The sequence below is a fragment of the Nocardia sp. NPDC057227 genome, from assembly GCF_042669725.1.
Lineage (GTDB): Bacteria > Actinomycetota > Actinomycetes > Mycobacteriales > Mycobacteriaceae > Nocardia > Nocardia asteroides_A.
In genome coordinates, this window is sequence record NZ_JBHUXA010000004.1 from 1 (window position 1) to 19040 (window position 19040).

Annotated in this window: 17 protein-coding genes and 2 pseudogenes; 7 read left to right on the forward strand and 12 right to left on the reverse strand. The window is 69.7% G+C overall.

Annotated elements, in window-relative coordinates:
- Nucleotides 1–45: 45 nt before the first annotated feature.
- The 9 genes from ACFUJ1_RS07825 to ACFUJ1_RS07865 form a co-directional block, all read right to left on the reverse strand.
- Nucleotides 46–264 carry a hypothetical protein gene (locus ACFUJ1_RS07825; RefSeq protein WP_378643793.1) on the reverse strand — a complete coding sequence of 73 codons (219 nt, stop codon included), beginning with the start codon at nucleotides 262–264 and terminating at the stop codon, nucleotides 46–48.
- Nucleotides 261–1136, reverse strand: a complete 876-nt coding sequence (locus tag ACFUJ1_RS07830) for an alpha/beta hydrolase (RefSeq protein WP_378643794.1) — start codon at nucleotides 1134–1136, stop codon at nucleotides 261–263. Before ACFUJ1_RS07830 ends, ACFUJ1_RS07825 begins: the two co-directional genes overlap by 4 nt.
- Complete coding sequence (locus ACFUJ1_RS07835) at nucleotides 1133–1372, reverse strand: hypothetical protein (protein ID WP_378643796.1); 240 nt, start codon at nucleotides 1370–1372, stop codon at nucleotides 1133–1135. Before ACFUJ1_RS07835 ends, ACFUJ1_RS07830 begins: the two co-directional genes overlap by 4 nt.
- Nucleotides 1372–2571 carry an acyl-CoA dehydrogenase family protein gene (locus tag ACFUJ1_RS07840; RefSeq protein WP_378643797.1) on the reverse strand — a complete coding sequence of 400 codons (1200 nt, stop codon included), beginning with the start codon at nucleotides 2569–2571 and terminating at the stop codon, nucleotides 1372–1374. Before ACFUJ1_RS07840 ends, ACFUJ1_RS07835 begins: the two co-directional genes overlap by 1 nt.
- A 12-nt stretch (nucleotides 2572–2583) precedes the next feature.
- Nucleotides 2584–3660 carry an acyl-CoA dehydrogenase family protein gene (locus tag ACFUJ1_RS07845; protein ID WP_378643798.1) on the reverse strand — a complete coding sequence of 359 codons (1077 nt, stop codon included), beginning with the start codon at nucleotides 3658–3660 and terminating at the stop codon, nucleotides 2584–2586.
- Between the two features lie 17 nt (nucleotides 3661–3677).
- On the reverse strand, nucleotides 3678–4514 hold the full coding sequence (locus tag ACFUJ1_RS07850; protein ID WP_378643799.1) for an amidohydrolase family protein: 837 nt from the start codon (nucleotides 4512–4514) through the stop codon (nucleotides 3678–3680).
- A 4-nt stretch (nucleotides 4515–4518) separates the two neighbouring features.
- A complete protein-coding gene (locus tag ACFUJ1_RS07855) occupies nucleotides 4519–6144 on the reverse strand; it encodes an AMP-binding protein (RefSeq protein ID WP_378643801.1) in 1626 nt (541 codons plus the stop codon).
- A gap of 17 nt (nucleotides 6145–6161) precedes the next feature.
- Nucleotides 6162–6329, reverse strand: coding sequence for a hypothetical protein (locus ACFUJ1_RS07860; protein ID WP_378643802.1), 168 nt, complete (start codon nucleotides 6327–6329; stop codon nucleotides 6162–6164).
- Nucleotides 6330–6534: 205 nt separating this feature from the next.
- Nucleotides 6535–8031: an acyl-CoA carboxylase subunit beta gene (locus ACFUJ1_RS07865; protein ID WP_378643804.1), complete on the reverse strand. Its 1497-nt coding sequence runs from the start codon at nucleotides 8029–8031 to the stop codon at nucleotides 6535–6537.
- A 588-nt stretch (nucleotides 8032–8619) separates the two neighbouring features.
- Here ACFUJ1_RS07865 and ACFUJ1_RS07870 point away from each other — a divergent pair.
- The 3 genes and pseudogenes from ACFUJ1_RS07870 (at nucleotide 8620) to ACFUJ1_RS07880 (ending at nucleotide 11163) form a co-directional block, all read left to right on the forward strand.
- On the forward strand, nucleotides 8620–9786 hold the full coding sequence (locus ACFUJ1_RS07870; protein WP_378644311.1) for a cytochrome P450: 1167 nt from the start codon (nucleotides 8620–8622) through the stop codon (nucleotides 9784–9786).
- A gap of 73 nt (nucleotides 9787–9859) precedes the next feature.
- A pseudogene (locus ACFUJ1_RS07875) lies at nucleotides 9860–10100 on the forward strand (CoA transferase); the annotation flags it as partial.
- Nucleotides 10101–10359: 259 nt separating this feature from the next.
- Nucleotides 10360–11163, forward strand: a complete 804-nt coding sequence (locus ACFUJ1_RS07880; protein ID WP_378643806.1) for a TetR/AcrR family transcriptional regulator — start codon at nucleotides 10360–10362, stop codon at nucleotides 11161–11163.
- 109 nt (nucleotides 11164–11272) lie between these two features.
- Here the strand turns inward: ACFUJ1_RS07880 and ACFUJ1_RS07885 are convergent.
- Nucleotides 11273–11508 (reverse strand): annotated as a pseudogene (locus ACFUJ1_RS07885) (hypothetical protein); the annotation flags it as partial.
- Between the two features lie 384 nt (nucleotides 11509–11892).
- Between ACFUJ1_RS07885 and ACFUJ1_RS07890 the strand changes: the two are divergent.
- The 4 genes from ACFUJ1_RS07890 to ACFUJ1_RS07905 all read left to right on the forward strand — a co-directional run bounded on the left by ACFUJ1_RS07890 (nucleotide 11893) and on the right by ACFUJ1_RS07905 (nucleotide 16354).
- Nucleotides 11893–13383 carry a class I adenylate-forming enzyme family protein gene (locus ACFUJ1_RS07890; RefSeq protein WP_378643807.1) on the forward strand — a complete coding sequence of 497 codons (1491 nt, stop codon included), beginning with the start codon at nucleotides 11893–11895 and terminating at the stop codon, nucleotides 13381–13383.
- Nucleotide 13384: 1 nt separating this feature from the next.
- The gene (locus ACFUJ1_RS07895) at nucleotides 13385–14962 is read left to right on the forward strand and encodes a class I adenylate-forming enzyme family protein (RefSeq protein ID WP_378644313.1); all 1578 of its coding nucleotides are present in this window, start codon (nucleotides 13385–13387) and stop codon (nucleotides 14960–14962) included.
- Nucleotides 14959–15375, forward strand: coding sequence for a PaaI family thioesterase (locus ACFUJ1_RS07900; protein WP_378643809.1), 417 nt, complete (start codon nucleotides 14959–14961; stop codon nucleotides 15373–15375). Before ACFUJ1_RS07895 ends, ACFUJ1_RS07900 begins: the two co-directional genes overlap by 4 nt.
- 220 nt (nucleotides 15376–15595) lie before the next feature.
- Complete coding sequence (locus ACFUJ1_RS07905) at nucleotides 15596–16354, forward strand: alpha/beta hydrolase (protein WP_378643810.1); 759 nt, start codon at nucleotides 15596–15598, stop codon at nucleotides 16352–16354.
- Between the two features lie 77 nt (nucleotides 16355–16431).
- Here the strand turns inward: ACFUJ1_RS07905 and ACFUJ1_RS07910 are convergent, their stop codons facing one another.
- Both ACFUJ1_RS07910 and ACFUJ1_RS07915 read right to left on the reverse strand, forming a co-directional pair.
- Complete coding sequence (locus tag ACFUJ1_RS07910; RefSeq protein WP_378643812.1) at nucleotides 16432–17679, reverse strand: AMP-binding protein; 1248 nt, start codon at nucleotides 17677–17679, stop codon at nucleotides 16432–16434.
- Between the two features lie 3 nt (nucleotides 17680–17682).
- Complete coding sequence (locus tag ACFUJ1_RS07915) at nucleotides 17683–18777, reverse strand: porin PorA family protein (protein WP_378643813.1); 1095 nt, start codon at nucleotides 18775–18777, stop codon at nucleotides 17683–17685.
- Nucleotides 18778–19040: the final 263 nt, after the last annotated feature.

Consider the following 19040-nt stretch of genomic DNA (forward strand, 5'->3'; position numbering starts at 1 on the left):
AGCCGATCATGAACCAGCCGGTGACCTTCCAGGTGAACGGAACCTTCACGATGTTCTCCAGTCGTCGTGGAATGTTTCGCCGAAGCGGTCGAGGAGGGTCGCGGTGGCCCCGCCACTCGGCCGAGGGGCCGGGCGCTCACTCAGCGCGACCGCGTCGAAGCCGACGGCCTCGGCGCGCACCGCGGCCTCGCGAATCAGCTCAGGGCGCGGGAAGTCGACCGGGGCGATCGGCCGTTCGTTCGGGTACTCCAGCACGTATCTCACGCGCCACGCTCCCGCTGCTCCGGCGCGGCCTCGGCCGCGACAACGCACTCCTCCGCGAAGGCGAGCACACCGAGGTGATAGGCGGCAGCGCCGTACCCCGCGCTCAAATTGTGCCCGCCGTCGGCCTGCCGATTGATCTCGAAACTCGCTACCCGGCAGAAGATCTCGGTCACCTCCGTGAGCGCGACCGGGTCACACCGCCACACCGACTCGTGCTCGGCGCAGGTGAAGCGCACCGGAACCCGGATATCAGGCGCCAGCGCCCGGAAGTCATCGGGCCAGTCCACCGCGACATCGGCCTCGTACGGCGGCGCCGGAGCCGAGATCGCCCTACCGCCGAACACGTCCGGCGGGTAGACCCGCGCGGGCTGCCACAGGAGGTCGCGGATGCCCGCGCGGTCGCCGTCGCGCACCAGAGCCGCGATCCGCTGGATCGCGAGTTCCTGGCGCAGCAGCCCGGTTCCGGCGAGTTCGAGCCCGAGCAGCGCGGCACCGCGCTCGTCGGCGGCCATCCGGACCGCGAGATCGCACCCGGCCGAGTGCCCGACAAGAAATACGCCCGCCCCGCGCGAGCGGGATTCGAGCAAGGTCTCGATCGCCCGGTAGGTGGCGTCCACTCGCCGCCGGGGTGCAACGAATTCGGCGCCGAACGGCGCCGATGCGCCGTAGCCGGGGCGATCGAGGGCCAGCACCGTGTATCCCAGTGCGGCACCAACCCGCAGCAGCGACGCTCTGGGGTGACCCGGCAAGTCGTAGTACCGGGAGTTCGCCGCGCCGCCGTGCACGGCGACCAGCACCGCGCGTGGCTCGTCGACCTCCGCGCACAGCGCCGACATCGAGATCCCGTCGACCTCGACGGTGCGCGCCCTCATCGGCAGGCCCGCGGGCGCAGCACCCCGCCGGGGGTGAGGCTGCCGGTGAAGAGGACCGCGACCGAGGCTTCGGCGGCCTGCCTGGCGCCGCTGCCGCGCAGCCGCACGAGCGGCTCGAGCAGCAGCCCGGCATCGGCGACTGCCTCCCGGCACTCGTGCGGAGTGCGCACCAGCGGGTCGGCCACGGCGTGCCGCCCGCCCGCCCCCGATGTCCGGACGAACTCGTTCTCCGGCATCAGCCCGCGGCCACGGGCGTCTTCGGCGGCGCGTAGGCGGGCCTGCCCAGGCCGAGCACGTGCTGGGCGATCATATTGCGGAACACCTCCAGCGTGCCGCCGTAGATCCCGCACAGCGGCGCCCACCGGTACAGATAGCCCGCGGCGCCCTCGTCCGCCGCCCCATCGGCCCCGGCCGAGAGCACCGACGCCGAGCCGAGCACATCCATCAGATCCGGCGAGATGTCGCGCATGGTCTGCGCTATCGCGACCCGGCCGAACATGTGCGGCGCACTCAGCGCCGCTTCCGACTTGGCGATACTGCGCCCGAGGCGATAGGCGGCCGACGCATCGTCGACTCGGCGGCTGCCATCCGCCTCCGGCCGCGCAGCGAATTCGACGGCTCGATCCACCGTCGTGGCCATCGTCACGCCCTGATGGGTCATGATCGAGACGTCCTGCAGCCCGTCACCGGCGGCGTCGACCACGCCGTGTTCCTCGTTGAGCGGGCCGAGCAGCACGGCCCAGCCGTCGTTCACCTCGCCGAGCCGGTAGCGGTCGTGCACCCGCACATCGCTGTAGTAGACGATGTTGGTGCGGTCACCGTCCACCGTGCGCAGCCCCTGGATCTCGATGCCCGGGGTGTCCAAGGGCACCAGGAACATCGTGAGACTCTTGTGCTTGCGCGCCGCGGGATCGGTATTGGTGATCAAGAAGACGTAGCGGGAGTTGTGCGCCCCGGTGGTGAACATTTTGGAGCCGTTGATGATCCAGTGGTCACCGTCGCGCACCGCGCGGGTCTTGCAGGAAGCGACATCGGAGCCGCCGTCTGGCTCGGTGTAACCGAGGCACAGCCTGATAGTGCCGTCCAGCACACCGGGGACCACTTCGTCCTGCAGCTCCTTGGAACCGTGCCGTAGCACCGAAGGAAACACGACTCCGGTCGTGCCCCAGGTCACCCACGGCACCTCGGCGCGGCGGCGTTCCAGATCCCACAGCCGTCGGCGCACCCGGTCCAGCTCACGGGCGCCGGGCACGCCGAGCTCGGCCGCCAGCCAGCCTGCCTCGCCCATGGCCAGGTGCACGCCCTCGTCGAAGTTGTCGCCGGTCTCGCGATCACGGCGCCGCACCTCGTCGGTCACATGCTCGTCCAGGAACGCCAGCACCTCGTCCCGGAACCGGGCGTCGTCCTCGGACAGCGCCACGAGTGAAAAATCCATGTCTGTCTCCTTCTAGACCGGGATCGCGACCGGTGCGGGGGCCGAGGCAGGGCGGGCGGCGGCCAGCACCGCGATCTCGCGCGCCGCGACGGCCGGATCGCCCGCCGCCAGCGACCATCCTCTGGCGCGGACAAGGTACGCGGAGGCCGCCGATTCCGCCGAGACGCCGAGGCCACCCTGAACCTGAACTGCCATGGTCGCGGCGGCCGGCGCCTCACCGGTGATGAAAACGAAAGCGGCAGCGGGCAGTTCGGCTTGCGTATCCGGCTCGTTCTCGAGGAACCAGGCCGCGCGCCTGGCCAGGTTGCGCCCGCCGTTCACCGCGATCGCGATATTCGCGAGCGGGTGCGAGATGGCCTGCAGTGTCCCGATCGGCACGCCGAGGGTGTACCGCGATTTGGCGAACTCCGCGGCGATCAGCAGAGTTTCGTCGAGCAGTCCGACCAGCGCGGAAGCGGTCAGCACCCGCCACTCGTCGAGTGCGCGACGGAACTCCGCCACCGCGGCGGCACCGCTGGCGACCACAGCCGCCTCCCCGGCCGTGCGCGGGTCGACCCACGCCATCGGCAGCCTGCCGATGTTGGCCACGTGCTCGGGTGGGACGCCGGAGCTCAGCAGCACCACGTCGTCACCGTCGAGCACCAGAACGTCGTCGGCGACCGCGCCCGCCGGAACCAACCGGGGACCGGGCCGCTGGACAGGATCGGGATCCAGCGCGACGATTCGCCTGCCCGCCACGATGTCGTCGGCGGTGCGCGGGGACAGGGCGTCGAGCCTGCCGAGCAGCCGGGCGGCGACGATGTGTTCGATCCACGGCACCGGGGCGAGCACCCGGCCCAGTTCCTCGGCAACGAGGACGAGCTCGACCAGTCCGGCGCCGTCACCGCCCGCCGACTCGGGCAGCGCCATGCTGGTAGCCCCGGTGGCGCACAGCTGCTCCCAGAGGTTCCTGTCGAAACCGCTGTCCTCGGCGGCACGCACCGTCTCGATCGGGCAGCGGGTCCTGAAGAATTTGGCGTAGACGGCCTGCAGCTCCGACTGGTCCTCGGAGAGGCTGTAGTCCTGCCTGCGCAGTGCGTAGCGATCCATCGTGTTCTCCGGGCTGTTCAGGCGGCCGCGATGCGGTCAGCGAAGAAGAATTCCTGCGCGTTGGCGTAGAGAAAGTTGTCGAGCACCTCGGCGGGCAGGTCGAGGGCGAGCGCCTCGGGCACCACCCGCCGCTGGGGCAGCACCGGCCAGTCGGAGCCGAAGATCACTTTCCCGCTCCCCCGCGTCCGCATGTAGTGGATCAAGCTGTCCGGCAGACGCTTCGGCGACCATGCCGAGGTCATCAGCCGCAGGTTCGGGTACTTGATGAGCATCCGGATCGCCACGTCCCACCACGGGTCGGCGCCGTGGATCATGCACAATTTCAACTCGGGAAAGCGCACACACACCATGTCGAGGTAGATGGGGTTCTGCACCTCGCCGGGTATCGGCGGCCCCGGGATTCCGGTGTTCATGCACAGCGGCAGGCCGAGTTCGGCGCACTTGTAGTAGAGCGGGTAGTAGACCGCGTCGCTGGGCGGATACCGGCCGTCGCCCCAGAAACTGGCGCCGATCGCGGTGTAGGCGACCGGCAGGTCACGGGTCAACTCCACCAGCTGCCGCAGCGACGCGACCGGGCGCAGCGGGTCGACGCCGTTGACGGCGAGCGCGAACCTGTCCGGCCTGGCCTCGGTGAACTTCAGGGCCGTCACCGAGGGTTTGACCATGCTGTACATCAGCACGGCCTTCTCGACGCCCTGTTCGTCCATCTCGTCGATCAGCTCGTCCATATCCGGCTGTGCGAACATGGACTTCGGGCCCTTGAAGTAGTTGTCGCGAACCGCGAGCATCCAGTCGGGCTGCTTCTCGGTCTCGCCGAAGTGCACATTGACCAGGCAGTCGATCACTCGGGTCACGGTGTCAGGCTCCGATTTCTGGTGCGAGTTCGGCAGTGGCCCGCGCGGTCGCCCACCGGTAGTCGGGTTTGCCGTTGCCCAGCCGCCGGATCTCGGCGACGGGCAGGAAGTCTTTGGGGACCTTGAAGCCGGCGAGTTGCTCGCGGCAGCGCTCGCGCAGCGAGCCGGGCACGATGTCACCGTCCTCCGTGCAGATCAGGGCCACGACCTCGGTCCCCCAGCGCGGGCTCGGCCTGCCGACAACGAGCGCATCGGTGACGCCGGAGCAGGCACGCAGCACCTCCTCGACCTCCTCCACGAAGACCTTCTCGCCGCCGGTATTGATCACCAGCGAGTCCCGTCCGAGCAGCCGGATGGTGCCGTCGGCATCGATCGTCACCCGGTCGCCGGGCAGGGCCATCCGTTGGCCGTCGATCTCCGGGAACGTGCGCAGCGTGGCGTCGCGATCGTCGAAGTAGCCGAGCGGGACCCGGCCGACGCGCACGGCCCAGCCGATCTCGTCCTCGCCCGGTTCCAGGAAACGGCTGCGATCGGCCGAGATGGCGGTGCCGCCCGGCAGCGGGGCGAACGTGTCGACCTGGGATCCCTTGGTGCTGCGGCCGAACCCCATCCCGCCGGTCTCCGAGGAGCCGTAGCCCTCGACGAGTATCACGTGCGGAAGCAACTCCAGCAGTTCGCGTTTGTAGACCGGGTTGATGGCCGCGCCGCCGCTGGCGACGACGAACAGCGACGACAGGTCGTAGTCGCGCTCGCGCAGCGCAGCGACCAGCGGCGCGGCGTACGCATCGCCGACCATGGTCATCAGGGCGGCCCGCTCCCGCTCGGCGCTCTCCAGCGCGCGCCCGGCGTCGAACCGTTCCCGATCGTCGTAGAGCATGATGGTCTGCCCGGCGAGCAGCCCGGCGCAGGACGTGAGGATCCCCGCGGCGTGCGAGAGCGGGGACAACGCGAACCACACCTGCCCGGTCATCTTCGCGAAGTCGTGCAGGACCTCGAGCGACTCGTGGTCCGCGCCGTTCATCGAGGAGACGTAGAGATCGGACTGGCGCCACAGCACGCCCTTCGGCCGGCCGGTCGTGCCGCCGGTGCACAGCATCGCCACATCGTCCGGCGAGCCTTCGATGATCCGGTCCGGGTCGCCGCGGTCGATGGCCTCCTCGAACGGCACCGCCCCCGGCAGGCCGGAAGCATCGGAGCCGTCATCGATCTCGATCAGCAGCAGCCCGTCGTGATCCGGCAGCGCCTCGGCCAGGACCGGCCCGAAGGACCGGTGATACACCACGGCCGACGGCTGCAGGTAGCCGAGCAGGTCGGCGACCTCGCGAGCGGTATAGAACGGGTTGATGTTGACCGGCACCGTCCTCGCCTTGAGGCACCCGATCATCACATCGAGGTAGAGGTCGTTGCACATCAGCAGCGCCACCCGGTCCTGGCCGCACTCCCAGCGCTCCAGTTCGCCGCGTGGGGTCTGCGCGCCGAGTCCGCGGTCGGCCAGGAAGTTGGCCAGGCGCCGGGTCCGCAGAGCGGATTCGGCGAAAGTACTTCTGCGGTCACCGCAGATGGTCATCAATCGATCGGGCACGGCCGACGCCACGGCGTCGAGCACCTGCCCAATGGTCCATTCGGTCAAAGCCGCTCTCCGGACGGTCAGGACGCAGAAGCGTGGACGGAAGCATCGGGGAACTCGGCCGTGCGGCCGCCCCGAAAAGTGACGGAGTCGAGGCGCGGGCGATCGCGCGGGAGATGGCGGGCGATCGCGCCCGGCGTCTCGTCAGGGTCGTCGGCGCCGATCGCCGACGAGGGGAACGCGGACATCAGCGGTCCTTTCGTTGCTGCTGCCGAGCAGGCTGCCGCAATCCGAACAGATATGTCTACTGTATACCTATCGGTATTGAATCGCACAAGGGTGGCCGGCAACGCCGATCGAGCTCGAACCGTCGATCTTGCCGCTGCTGCCGACCACTGCACGGAAACACGGCGCCACCTGCGAAGAGGTGACGCCGGGCCCGGTGCGAACGGATCAGGGCACGATGGCCGTCCGCGCGACCGGAACCGCCGCTTCCTGCCGGGCGAAGATGCCGCGACGCAGCGCGGCCAGCAGCGCGGTCCTGGTCTCCTCGGGGCGGATGAGTTCGTCGAAGCCCATGTGCTCGGCGGAGTGGTAGGACGCCTGCAGCTCCAGCTCCCTCAGCTTCTCGGCGACATCGTCGGCCGCGCCCGAGGCGAGCCCGAGCGCTTCTGCGCTCATCGCGCCCATGGTCGCGCCCGGATAGGCGAACGCCGCCGTCTGATTGTCGAAACCGATGAGCGACATGACCATCGACCCGAAGCCGTACGCCTTGCGCAGGGTGACGTGCAGCTTGATGGTCGTCGCGGTGGTCTGGGCGACGAACATCCGCGCCCCGGCACGCAGCACGCCCGACCGCTCGGACTCACCGCCGGGCAGCATTCCCGGATTGTCGGCGAGGAAGACCAGGGGCAGATGGAACGAATCGGCCACCGAGATGAAGTGCGCGGCCTTCTCCGCGGCGGCGGTGTCGATGGATCCGGACAGCACATCGGGCTGATTCGCCACCACCGCCACCGGATGACCGCCGAGGTGAGCCAGCGCGCAGACGATCGCGGTGCCGTATCCGGGCTGGACCTCGAACCAATCCGGGGAATCGAACACCACGTCGAGAACCGACCGCACGTCGTAGCTGAGCCGGTTGTCCCGCGAGATGATGTCGAGCAGTTCCGGTGTCGGTCGCGGCTCGGTGGAGTCATCGGAGAGCAGGGCGGGTGGATAGCTCCACGAGCTGGACGGGAAGTACCCGAGGTAGCGGCGGATCTCGTCGAGCGCCTCCTCGTCGGTCTCGGTGACGTTGTGGATCAGCCCGCTCGGCACCGCCACGCGCGGACCACCGAGATCCTCCTTGGTGATCACCTCGCCGGTCGAGGCCCTGACCACCGGAGGTCCGGCGGTGAAGATCGCGCCGTGCCCGCTCATGATCGCGAAGTCCGCGACCGGCGCGACCAGCGCACCGTGCCCGGCCGAGGCGCCGAGTACCGCGGTGACCATGGGCACCTTGCCCGAGCACCGCGCCTGGGCGAGCAGGTCGGTCGGGGTGCGGCCGTAGTGATCGCCGGTCGGCCGGAAACCCGCGCCTTCCAGCAACATGATCAGCGGCACCTTGCCGCGCTCGGCGAGCTCGGCCACCCGGTAGCGCTTCGCATTGCTGCCCGGCGCGATGGTGCCTGCCAGCGTGGTGAAATCCTCCGCGCCGACCATCACCGGCACCCCCGAGATCAGGCCCGATCCGGTGACGATGGCGTCCGCGGCGATCTCGCCGCCCACCAGGGTGCCCAGTTCCTGGAACGTGCCCGGATCGAGCAGGTACTCGATCCGCGCCCTGGCGTCCATCTTGCCCTTGGCGTGATGCTTGGCCACCCGCTCGGGTCCGCCCATCGCCGCCACCTTCTCCCGGCGGCACTCGAGATCCTCGAGCGTTTCCTTCCAGCTCTGCGTATATGTCATGGGGCGTGTGTTCCTTACTCGGGGCTGGCGGTCGGTTCCGGCTCCCCGGCGATTGTCACCGAGGTCAGCCGCGCGGGATCGATGCGGCGAAGAAGGGGCTGGGAGCGCAGCTCCACCACTGCGGTGTGCGGGCGTGCTCGGGCGAGGGATGTTGCCGGCGCGCTCATGACGCGACTCCCCTTCCCGAGCAGCGGGCCGCGCCACGGCGCACGGCGCTCCGCGCTCGTTGTCTCGACTGTCAGCGTGATTTATAGTTGTGCTTACTGTCAAGCTTTCTGTAATAGCTTCGAGCCTCGTCGGGCGGTGATCATCCATGGGACCGGGACAGCAGCGAGTCGTGGTCGCGGGGGCGATATCGGCGATCGGCGGGACACCGACGTCCCAACTGCCACACACCGCTGGTGCGATCCGCCATCGGCGGTGCCGTCCACCTCGGACCGACCGGAACTCCGATCTCCGGCGACTTCGCGACGCCGATGACGGCCGACGCCCCGATCTCCCTGTGATCGCGCCGCGCGCCGACGACCACCCGAAAGGTGAACTGTGAACAGCTCTGTGCGAGACGACTCGGCCACCGCCGATTCGGCCATGGACCTCCGTGACCCCTATCCCTACTTCGCCGCCCACCGGCACCGGACCGGGGTCCACCACGGCACCGTCATGGACTACTCGCGAACACCGGAGCAATTCCGGCCGAGGGATTCCTGGTCGGCGCTGTCCTACGCGGCCGCCAACGCCGCGCTGCGCGACAACACCACCTTCAGCTCCGACTTCTACGACCAGACGATCGGCGTGTTCATGGGGCCGACGATCCTGGCCATGCACGGGAGCAAGCACCGCGCCCACCGCAACCTGGTCACGGCCGCCTTCAAATCGCAGTCGCTGCAGGTCTGGGAGCCCGACATCGTGCGCCCGATCTGCGACGCCCTGATCGACGAGTTCGCCGCGCGCGGCACCGCGGATCTGGTGCGCGAGTTCACCTTCGAGTTCCCGACGCGGGTGATCGCCCGGCTGCTCGGCCTGCCCGAGGACGATCTGCCGTTCTTCCGCAAGACGGCGGTGCAGATCATCAGCTACGCCGGCGACCATCAGCGCGCTTTCGATGCATCCGCGGCGCTGCAGGAGTACTTCCAGCGCCACATCGACGCACGGCGCTCCGCCCCGACCCCGGACATCATCGGCGATCTGGTCACCGCGGAGATCGAGGGCGAGAAGCTCAGCGACGAAGCGATCTACTCCTTCCTTCGGCTGTTGCTGCCCGCGGGGCTGGAGACCACCTACCGCTCGTCGGGCAACCTGCTCCACCTGCTGCTGACCCACCCCGGACAGTTCGATGCGGTACAGCGCGATCGCAGGCTCATCGGCCCCGCCATCGAGGAGGGGCTGCGCTACGAGACCCCGCTGACCCTCGTCCAGCGCACCGTCACCGCGGATACCGAACTGGAAGGCGTGGCGATCCCGGCCGGCGCCACCCTCGACATCTGCCTCGGCTCGGCCAATCGGGACGAGAACCGGTGGGAACGTTCCGAGGAGTTCGACATCTCGCGCAAGCGTATCCCCCACCTCAGCTTCACCGCTGGTCCACACACCTGCCTCGGCCTGCACCTCGCCCGGATGGAGACCCGGGTCGCACTGGAATGCCTGCTGGACAGGGTCACCGACATCGAACTGCAGACCGAGACCGACCCGCACATCTTCGGCCAGCCGTTCCGCTCGCCCACCGCGCTTCCGGTGACCTTCGAAGCGCGCGCGTGAGCGGCCGCGATCCGTTCTCGGCACTGGTCACCGCGTCGGCATCGGGGTCGTGGAACAGGCGGTCTCGGCCCCGATGTGCACGCGCACCCTTGGCGCTCGCGTGATCGAGGTCGAGAATCCGCGTGGCGGTGACTTCGGCAGTACGACAACGTGGTGCACGGACCGGCCGCACACTTCGTCCGGGCCAACCGTGGCAAGGAGTCGGTGACGCTCGACCTCAGAGCTCCGGAGGGGATCCCGCGCTGCATCGGCTCCTCGGGACCGCCGAAGCTTCCGTCGCCGACGTCGCGCCGGGCGCGCTGACCGGCCTAGGCAAGCACACCGGACCGTGGTGGTTCCTGGATCCTGCCCCGGCTCGTGAACCGGCCCCGGCTCCACCAGCCGGACACTGTGATACAGACGACAATTCCGAAGGGGGCCACGGCATTCACCGAATCGGCCAGAAGTGTATCGAATGGACGACGGTAAACACCGTGGTATCGTCTACTGTGTGGATTTCGGCCATCTGCTCTTAGCGTTTCGGTACCCGTTCCACCGAAAACCTTCGGCACCGCACAGGAAGTGAGCTGAGAGATGGCGAAGCGCGTAACGACCGTGAAGCGGCAGCGCCGCGAGCGCGGCTCCCTCAATCCCGAGGACATCATCCGGGGGGCGTTCGAGCTCGCCGAAGAGGTCTCCATCGACGGCTTGAGCATGCCGCTGATCAGCAGGCACCTCGATGTCGGCGTCACCAGCATCTACTGGTACTTCCGCAAGAAGGACGACCTGCTCAACGCGATGACCGACCGGGCGCTGAGCCAGTACGCCTTCGCCGCGGCCTTCGTCGAGGCCGACGACTGGCGCGAGACCCTGCGCAACCACGCGCGGACAATGCGCGCGACGTTTCTCGGCAATCCGATTCTGTGCGATCTCATTCTGATCCGCTCGGCGCTGAGCCGGGATGCCGCGCGGCTCGGCGCCCAGGGAATCGAGCGTGCCATCGCCTCACTGGTGAAGGCGGGGTTCTCGGTCGACGATGCGTTCGACCTGTATTCCACGATCAATCTGCACGTACGGGGATCCGTCGTGCTGCAGCGGCTCAATGACAAGAACAAGGAACTCGACAGCGAGGCCACCGCCTACTACGACGACCTCGCCATCGCACCCGACACCACGCCGTTACTCGCCGAAGCGATGGCCAAGGGCCTGCGCAGCGGCGCGCCCGACGACCGCAACTTCGAGTACGGGCTGGAGTGCATCCTCGATCACGCCGGGCGTGTGATCACCGCTACCCCTGCCGCGCAGACCAGGGCGAGAAGGACCCCCGCCAAGACAGGGGTCACCCGGACGGCCACCGCCAGAACTCCCGCCACCCACCGCGTCGCAGCCGCTTCCTGATCCCGGCACACTGTCCCGGCTCCGGAACGTGGAAGTGTCCGTCCCGCAGGCGGAACGCCTACTCGTCGACCTCGTACCTGATCTTTCCATCCGCGGCAGGCGACGGCGGTCAGGCGGGCACCCGGCGCTCGCCGTCGCGGGTTCCGACGATCCGATCCGGTGCGGCGCCACGGTCGCGACCTCCGCGCAGCAGAGCCTTCGATTCGACTCCCCGCTCGGAGTCGGCCGCCGGTAGCTCACGGCGAGTGAGCGATTCTTCCCGGTGATCCCCACGGCGAAACTGTGATGCTGGACGACGCAGTCGAAGACCCCGAGGAATCCGCCGTGCACCAGACCGGGCGGCCCCCGGTCGCCGAATCCTCGGCCGTCCGATCGTGTGACCGCTCACAGAAACGGATCGGCACAGGACCTCATTTCTCACTGGTGCAAACATCACCTTGGCGGGCACCCAACGGTATTGTCTACTGTATATATATCAGTAGCGACCGGCCGGAAGGTGAGCAGTGACGGTGACCGATGGGGACGACGAGGGGAGCATCCGGGCGGAACGGGGCGGGGAGGCGCAACTCGCCGGACCCGGCCGGCCACCGCACCGACGGTGGCGTGCGGATCGGCCACGCGGGCACTGGCGCAGCACCTGCACGCCATCTCTCCGCAGGCCATGACGATCGCCGCCGAATCACCCGCCGCGCACGCCCGGCCCGCCCGCACCCGACCGAGGATCCGCTGATGACCACCACCGCCACCCATCCTCTCGTTCGTCGGCTGGCCGAGGTGCTCACCCTGCGCCCCGACGCGCCCGCCGTCGAGTTCGACGGGCACTGGCACACCTGGGGCGAGCTGGCAGGCCCCGCGAGCCGGATCGCCGCGCTCACCAGGGCACACGCTGTGGATGGGCAGGCTCAGGTCGGCATCCTGCTGCGCAACGCGCCGGTCCACGTGACGGCCTTTCTCGGGGTTCTGCTGGCGGGCGGCACCGTCGTCGCGGTCAACCCGTCCCGCGGGGAGGAGCGCACCAGGGCCGACCTCGCCGAGCTGGACCTGCCGCTGGTACTCGGGCTACCCGGGGACCTGGCCTCGCTCGTACCGGATGGGACACCCGGGGTCTCGCTGGCCGGACTGTTCACCGGTCCGCTGCCCGTCCCCGGTGCCGAACCGCTCGGCTGCGAGGTGGCCGTCCGGATGCTCACCAGCGGGACCACCGGCCCGCCGAAGCGGATCGACCTCGGCTACGACATGCTCGCCCACAGCGTCATCGGCCCGGACTTCCGCGCGGCGACCGCCCCGATCGAACCGCGCGCCGGGGTCGCGATCGTTAACGCCCCCCTGGTACACATCGGCGGCGTCTACCGCGTGCTGCAATGCATCGCCGAAGCACGCCCGTTCGTACTACTGCCCCGCTTCGAACTGGAATCATGGGCCCGCGCGGTACGCACCCACCGGCCGCGCGCGGTCTCACTGGTACCCGCCGCACTACGCATGGTCCTGCACTCCGAACTGACCCGTGACGACCTCGCCAGCATCGCGGTCGTCACCTCCGGCACCGCCCCGCTCGCCGCCGCCGACGCCGACGCCTTCCACGAGCGGTTCGGCATCCCGGTACTCACCTCCTACGCCGCCACCGAATTCGGCGGCGGAGTAGCGGGCTGGAGCCTCGCCGACCACCGCCAATTCTGGGCCACCAAGCGCGGCAGCGTCGGCCGCGCCCAAGGCGGCGCGAAACTGCGGGTGGTCGCCGACGACGGCGCCGCGCTGCCGCCGGGCGAGCCGGGGCTGCTCGAAGTCGCACCAGGACAGCTCGGCCCGGACGCGGACTGGATCCGCACCACCGACCTCGCCCGGCTCGACGACGACGGCTTCCTCTGGATCCTCGGCCGCGCCGACCAAGCCATCATCCGCGGCGGCTTCAAAGTACTCCCCGACGATGTACGCGGCGCACTGGAAACGCACCCCGCCGTCCGCGGCGCCGCCGTGGTCGCCCGCCCCGACCCCCGCCTCGGCGAAACCCCGGTGGCAATGGTCGAGCTGCGCTCCGGCACGCACGCCGACGCCGACGAACTCACCGAGTTCCTGCGCGATCGGCTCGCCGGATACGAGGTGCCCGCCGAGATCGCGGTGGTCGCGGAGATCCCGCGCACCCCCTCCGGCAAGCCGGATCTGACCGCGGTGCGCCTGCACTTCACCGAGGTCAGATCCGCGGGCGGTGACCATGCCCGCTGACGTGCCGGACACCGTCGAGGCGTTGCTCACCGCCGCGGCCACCGCGCACCCGGATCGGCTCGCGGTCATCGACCCGCTCGAACGCCGGACCTACGCCGAGCTCGACGCCGACAGCAGGGAGCTCACCGCCGGGCTGCTCGCCGCCGGAATCGGCGCGGGCACCCGGGTGGGGCTGCTGGCAGCCAACAACACCGAGTGGGTGCGCACCGCACTGGCCCTGACCCGCATGGGCGCGGTGCTGGTGCCGCTCTCCACGCTGCTCACTCCGCCGGAGTTGCTGACCCAGCTCCGAGTCGCCGCGGTGCAGGTGCTGATCGCCGCCGAGGAGTTCCGCGGGCACCGCTATCTCGACGATCTGCGAACGGCGCTCGGTGCGAATCTCGAGGTGCCGCTCCGGCATCCGGCCGTGCCGTCGCTGCGCACCGTGCTGACGATCACCGAGGCGGCGGAACTGCCTGCGGACGCTGACGACGTCGCGGTGGCCACCGCGCTGGCCGGCGCCGTCACCCCGGCAGATCCGCTGACCATTCTGTTCACCTCCGGTAGCCGAGGCGCCCCCAAGGGTGTTGTGCACACGCACGGCAGTGCGCTCGGTGCCGTGCGGGCCGGACTGGCCGACCGCTGCATCACCGCGGACACCCGCCTCTACCTGCCGATGCCGTTCTTCTGGGTCGGCGGGCTCGGCGGTGGAATCCTGTCCGCGCTCCTGGCGGGCGCGACACTGGTGACCGAGGAGATCCCGCGGCCGCAGCACACCCTGCGCCTGCTGGAACGTGAGCGGGTCACCCTGTTCCGAGGCTGGCCCGATCAGGCCGAGACGCTGGCGCGCGAAGCTGCGGCCTGCGGGGCCGACCTGTCGTCGTTGCGGCCGGGCAGTCTGGCGGCGCTGCTGCCGCCGCGGCTGCGGGCCCGGCCCGGTGCGCGGGCCGATCTCTTCGGCATGACCGAATCCTTCGGCCCCTACTGCGGTTACCCCGCCGATACGGACATGCCGGAATCGGCGTGGGGTAGCTGCGGACGTCCCTTCGCCGGAACGGAGATCCGGATCGCGGACCCGGAGGGAGAATCCCTGCCCGCCGGCGAGATCGGCGAGATCCTGATCCGTGGCGCGCACGTCCTGCGCGACATGTGCGGGCGAACTCGCGAGGAGCTGTTCACCGCCGACGGCTTCTACCGCACCGGCGATCTCGGCCGGCTCGACGACGACGGATTCCTCTTCCATCACGGCCGTACCGACGACATGGTGAAGGTCAGCGGCGCCACCGTCTACCCCAGCGAGGTGGAGCGGGCGTTGCGCCTGCTCCCCGAGGTCGGGGGCGTCCACGTCACCGATCTGCCCGGCGACACCGGCCCGCGGATCGCCGCGGCCGTGGTGTGCGCAGCGGGTACCACAGCCGAATCCCTGCGTACCGCCGCGCGCGGTCTGCTCAGCGCCTTCAAGGTGCCCGCCGTCTGGCTGCTGCTCGACACCGACGAGGCGGTACCGCGCGGCGGCACCGGCAAGGTCGATCTCCCCGCCCTGCGCGCCCTGCTGGCCGATCGGGGCACCACCGCTACCACAACGAGGACAACACCATGACATCTCTCGAAGCGATCGGCGATCTGATGAACCGGATCGGATTCCGCCGCGACAGCATCGACGGTGCCACCGTCTGGGAGCTGCCGGTGGCACCGCACGTCGTGAACATCTCCGGTGGCCTCCAGGGCGGGCTGACAGCCACTCTGATCGACATCGCCGCAGGCTCCGCCGCGATCGAGAGCCGCCCACCGGGCACCGGCGTGGTCACCTCCGACCTGAACATCCGCTATCTGCGCGCGATCACCAGCGGTGTGGCCAGGGCACAGGCCAGGATCGTGCACTCGGGCGCACGCTCCACCGTGGTCGAGGTGGAGGTTCGCTCCGAGCCCGACGGTGTGGTGGCCGTCATCGCGACTGCGAACTTCGCCCACGTCGGGTTCCCCGGCATGGGCGAGCCGCCCACGGCGGACTGACCGTCCAGCCGCACCTTCAGCGCGACCCCGCGAACCGACACCGAGGAGCAAGCAGAACATGCCCGCCGACACGTTCCATCCCGATCTGCGCGCCGCCCGATTCGTCCCGCGGACGGTCATCGGCCCCCGGACCGTCCCGCTGTCGCGGGCACTCACCCGGCTCGCCGGGCGGCTCGTCTCCGCAGAAGCCACGATCGAGCAGGTCGACGCGGATATTTCGGTGCGGGTCTTCCGCCCGGCACCGGCCGCGGAACCCGCGCCTGCGATGCTCTATCTGCACGGTGGCGGTCTCGTCATGGGCTCGGCCGCGCTCGGTGACCGCTTCTGCCGTCTTGTCGCCGGTGAACTCGGCTTCCTCACGGCGTCGGTGGAGTACCGCCTCGCGCCGGAACATCCCTATCCGGTGCCCCTGCAGGATTGCTACGCCGGACTGCGGTGGCTCGCCGGGCAACCCGGGGTGGATCCGGCCCGTATCGCGATCGCCGGTGAGAGCGCGGGTGGCGGCTTGGCCGCCGCCCTGACCCTGATGGCGCGCGACCGCGGCGAGATCGTTCCCGCCCTCCAGGTGCTGTCCTACCCCATGCTCGACGACCGGACCACCGCTCGTACCGACTTCGATGCCCGAAGGCTCCGGATGTGGAGCCCGGCGAGCAACAGGTTCGGCTGGCGCTCCTACCTCCGGCACGCCGGCTCCGAGATCCCGGCGCTGGCGGCACCTGCCCGCGCCGAGGATCTGTCCGAGCTTCCACCGGCATGGATCGGAGTCGGGACCCGCGATCTGTTCCACGACGAGAACGCGGACTACGCGCAACGGCTGCGGGCTGCGGGAGTGCCGTGCGAGCTGCACGTCGTGCCCGGCGGCTACCACAGCTTCGATTCCCTCGAGAGCCGGACGCCGATCGCCCGGGATTTCCTTTCGCGGCGTCTCGCGTTCCTCTCCGGCCTCGTCGCCGACCAGGAGCGCGATCGGCCCGCGTGACGCTCGCGCTGAGGGAAAGAGTGTTTCGGTACGAGCGCAGGCTCCGCTCGAGGCCGGGAACCCGGCACCCCGACCGGCTAGGTGGAGGGCCGGGAGACCGCTCTCGCCCGCAGCGATCCGAGCCGCCCGCCCTGCTTCCCCAGCACCGTCAGCGCCCCGGACACGTCGAGCCGCCCACGATCCCCGGTGCGGAACCAGCCGTCGGCGGTGAACACGCGCTCACGGTGCGCCGGATCGGCGTGGCCACCGGACAGGTCACGTCCGAAAACCTGGATCTCACCCGGGACGCCGGCGCGCACCTCGTGGTCACCGGTGGCGATTCGTACCCGCAGGCCCGGAATCGGCCGATCGGCCCCGTGCGCCGAGGGGGTGCCGGAGGAATCAGCCGGTACCGAGACGGTGACGAGAGGAAACTCGGGCGTCCCGTAGTCGCGGGCGACGACCGTCCCGAGTTCCTCCTCGGCCGCCCGATGCAGACGCGGCGAGTGCGGCTCGCCCCAGCATCGGAGCATCCGGAGCTCGGGCAGCAGAACGCTCGTCCGCGGCAGCGCTCGCTGCATACGCACCAGCTCCGCGCGCAGCTCAGGGGATACGGCCGCGATCGTCACGCCGAAGTGCCTGAGGACCCCGACCACGTGGGCGGGGTTCGCTTCCCGGATCGGCAGCAGTGGCACTCCGGCCACGATCGCCGACAGCTGGTAGACCACCCCCGCCACGGTGCCCGGCGAGTGCGTCGAGGCGAGGACGCCGCCCGGTGCCGGGCGTAGCCCACATCGAGCGAGCCCGTTGGCGGCCGCGAGCAGAGTCGCATCCGTGTGCCGGACTCCGTACCGAGCCCCCGCGGTCCCCGTGCCGGGAAAGATCCAGCGCCCCGCCGCGACGGGGCCGGGCGGGCACGCCGCTGCCCGGTCAGCGGTGATCTCGTCTTCCAGCCGAAGTACCCGCGGCGCGGCGTGCATCGTCTCGATCCATAGGGTCCGGCCGGGGCCGGTGTCGGCCGCGGCCGTCAGCACCAGCTCGGCCCCGGTCGTGCGGGCGAGGGCACGCGCTTCCCGCCCGCCGGCGTCCTCCGCGAGCGGGACCTGCGTGGCACCCAGCCGCGCGAGCGCGAGCATCACGAGCACGGCATCGACGCCGACCGGCACCTGCCACATCACCACGGTCCCCGGCCCGATGCCGTGGCCGTGCAGGCCGGAGGCCAGCGCTTCGGCGCGCGCGACGACCGCGGCGGCGTCCACCCGCTCACCGCTGTCGCCGATCACCACGGTGGCCGAACCGGCCCGGGCGGCGCGGTCGAGTATCCGATCCCACACGGAGGCCACCATGGGTCAGGCTCCCGACACCACCGGTTCGGCCCGTCCGTCCCGCCCATCGCCGAGGACCGGACCCACCGGGACCTCCGCCCGGCTCGCCGGACCGGCCGCACGGCGTCGGCCGCGGACGGCCAGCAGCACGGCGAGCGCGATCAGCAGTACTCCCGATATGCCTGCGGCAATCGGCAATTGGACGAAGATCAGCCGGATCATGTCGCGGCCGTCTCCGGCGGTCTGCGCCAGCGAGGCGACCGTTTCCGGTGTGAAGCGCAGTTCGCCGGTGTAGACGACCACCGCCTGCGGATCGTCGGGCGAACCGGCGAAGTAGGACCGCGGCCGGAGCACGGTGTCCAGAACGGAACCGGTGACCGGCTCGACCCAGATGTCCTGCACCATCGTGTAGTACAGCTTCAGCGTCACCGGCTCGTCGTCGTCCGCCAGGCCCCACTTGGAGGCAGGCAGGGTGAGCCGGGTGGGCTGGCCGACCGCGGGCGACTCGGCCATGTCGTGTCCGATGACCTCGAAGTGGAAGTGCACGGTCTCCAGGCCGTCGATGGTCCGCTCGTCCGGCACATATCGGGCGGTCACCGGCGTTTGGGTGGCTGTGTCGAAGTACGGCACGTCCGCGCGCGGAGTGTTCGCGGGAAAGGTGAAATAGGTCCCCACCCGCGTCGGCGCGGGTTTCGCCTGCGCCGTCGCCGGTGACTGGAGCATCGGCTCCGGGGTGCTGACAACCACCCGGTCGGCGCGGTCGACCGTCACCGATTCGGTTCCGCTCGAGAACTCGACCGCGGAACCGTCCGGGCCCGGCTTGGTGCCGAGTGACTTGTTCCGGATGACGATCTCATCCCCGGACGGCCCCGGCTCCGACACGGTACCGGCCGTGATCCGCAGCGGCAGCGCGGTATCGATCCGGATCGGCCCGCTGTCGTAGATACTGGTCCGGTCCAGCAGATCACCGGTGCCTGCCAGCGAGTTCTGCTTGTCGATATCGGTCGGCATGCGCACAGCGAAGTCGCGGAGCACGGTAGGCGCCAGCGCGGCGAAGGCGAGGAGCACGATCCCGGCGACGGCAATCGCCGAGATCAGAATTCTGCGTGCGAGGGTCACGGTCGAGACACTCCTTCGGTTTTCGGGTACGAGGCCGCCGATGCCTGGCCGGTCGGCCGTAGTGGGAGGCGAATGCCCGCTCTCGCAGGCTCGTGGTGCCCGTGCGGAAGAACACAGCGAGCGCGCCTGCGGCATCACTGTAACTGTAGTCACAACAGTTTGTCACCCAGTAAGCATGTTCGACATTGTTTCCCGCACTGTTTCCCGAATGGCTTACTGTAGGCTTCACTACAGAGATCGGAGCCGAGCGAACTTACGCGACT

Excerpts from the sequence above, each read along its gene's own strand:
- ACFUJ1_RS07865 (WP_378643804.1), bottom strand. The coding sequence starts at position 8,031 with ATGACATATACGCAGAGCTGGAAGGAAACGCTCGAGGATCTCGAGTGC.
- ACFUJ1_RS07880 (WP_378643806.1), top strand. The coding sequence starts at position 10,360 with ATGGCGAAGCGCGTAACGACCGTGAAGCGGCAGCGCCGCGAGCGCGGC.
- ACFUJ1_RS07860 (WP_378643802.1), bottom strand. The coding sequence starts at position 6,329 with ATGTCCGCGTTCCCCTCGTCGGCGATCGGCGCCGACGACCCTGACGAG.
- ACFUJ1_RS07830 (WP_378643794.1), bottom strand. The coding sequence starts at position 1,136 with ATGAGGGCGCGCACCGTCGAGGTCGACGGGATCTCGATGTCGGCGCTG.
- ACFUJ1_RS07890 (WP_378643807.1), top strand. The coding sequence starts at position 11,893 with ATGACCACCACCGCCACCCATCCTCTCGTTCGTCGGCTGGCCGAGGTG.
- ACFUJ1_RS07845 (WP_378643798.1), bottom strand. The coding sequence starts at position 3,660 with ATGGATCGCTACGCACTGCGCAGGCAGGACTACAGCCTCTCCGAGGAC.
- ACFUJ1_RS07910 (WP_378643812.1), bottom strand. The coding sequence starts at position 17,679 with ATGGTGGCCTCCGTGTGGGATCGGATACTCGACCGCGCCGCCCGGGCC.
- ACFUJ1_RS07835 (WP_378643796.1), bottom strand. The coding sequence starts at position 1,372 with ATGCCGGAGAACGAGTTCGTCCGGACATCGGGGGCGGGCGGGCGGCAC.
- ACFUJ1_RS07870 (WP_378644311.1), top strand. The coding sequence starts at position 8,620 with ATGGACCTCCGTGACCCCTATCCCTACTTCGCCGCCCACCGGCACCGG.
- ACFUJ1_RS07900 (WP_378643809.1), top strand. The coding sequence starts at position 14,959 with ATGACATCTCTCGAAGCGATCGGCGATCTGATGAACCGGATCGGATTC.
- ACFUJ1_RS07840 (WP_378643797.1), bottom strand. The coding sequence starts at position 2,571 with ATGGATTTTTCACTCGTGGCGCTGTCCGAGGACGACGCCCGGTTCCGG.